Source organism: Bacillus sanguinis, from assembly GCF_018332475.1.
Classification (GTDB): domain Bacteria; phylum Bacillota; class Bacilli; order Bacillales; family Bacillaceae_G; genus Bacillus_A; species Bacillus_A sanguinis.
On the sequence record NZ_BOQB01000620.1, the window covers coordinates 1 to 1,282 of the forward strand.

Below are 1,282 nucleotides of genomic sequence, written 5' to 3' on the forward strand. Positions count from 1 at the left end.
ATTGCTATTAACTTATTTAAATTTTGCAAAACAAGCAAATCCAATTCACTAACATTTTCTAAACCTAATATATATAAATACTTTAAAGTATCTACTTTTGAAATTGCATAGAGCTGCTCGCGATTTGAAATATGTACAGTAAGCGATTCTAACTTTTTAAACTGCGGTAGTAACGAAAAATCTCGAATACTAGTATGTGAAATATCTATTTTTTTTAATGATGGCATTTCTACAAGTTCCGATAAATTATTTACACTCGTCTTCTTCATGTTCATTTCTTCTAAGTGCTGTAAATGTAATACTGGCGTTAAATCTTGTACCGGATTATTAACTAAATTTAACTTCTTTAAAGAATTCATTCGTTCTAATCCTGTTAAATCTTGAATTTCATTTCCAGATAAAATTAGTTCTCTCACTTCTGTACAAATCTGTAAGGGACTAATATCTACTAATCCTTTTCCACCTAAATATAATCTCTTCTCTCTAATAAACCTATCTGCACGTTCAGAAGGGCCCACTATATTTCTCCAATTTCCATCTAAACTATCGTACCAATCATTAACGTTATTTTCAGATTGAAATACAAAATGAGGATGTAAAACAGGTAATTCAATATGAAATAAAGCGTCTAAAAAATGTATATTATTGTTAGCACCATAACTCCAATATAAATAATCTTCCTCTTGGTGAATGGTGAAATTTTTATTTTTTAACGTTTGTAAAATAAATAGTAACAAGTCTGAAATTCTATTCGCAATTACATATTTCACTTCTTCATCTCGTCCAAAATTGATAACTTGTCCCACTTTCCCTTTTTCATCCGGATCAACATCTATTCCTATATTGTTACCACCATAATCTTTACTAATAGGTATCCAATTGTGATTCACATATCTTTCCTTAATACATTCTGTTGGTATTGAAAATGCATCAAAATTAAAAAACTCATCCTCTTCAATTCTTTTCCATATTCTCCACTCATCCAACACTTCATCTAACGAGAGAAATGGCAAACCAAAAAATAAACCTGGTCCTGATTTATCCTCACCGTTATGTGCGAGATAAAGGTTACGCAATTCATCTGGAAATGAAATTCCCATTTCATTTTCAACAACTTGAATTTCTTTAATTGTTGCAGGTGCATTCAAAAACGGTTTAAAATAATTTTTCAATTCAACTTCCAACTCATTTAAAATAGTATGATTCATTTTTCACACTCCCCTTATATTCCATAATAAAAAAGGTGCTATTAATTACATTAATTGTAATTAATAGCACCTTT

1 protein-coding gene is annotated in these 1,282 nt (G+C 29.6%); it reads right to left on the minus strand.

What is annotated here, in order from left to right; genetic code table 11:
- A partial coding sequence (locus KI369_RS28885; RefSeq protein WP_212959047.1) for an SMI1/KNR4 family protein occupies window positions 1-1,208 on the minus strand: 1,208 nt, incomplete at its 3' end.
- Window positions 1,209-1,282: the final 74 nt, after the last annotated feature.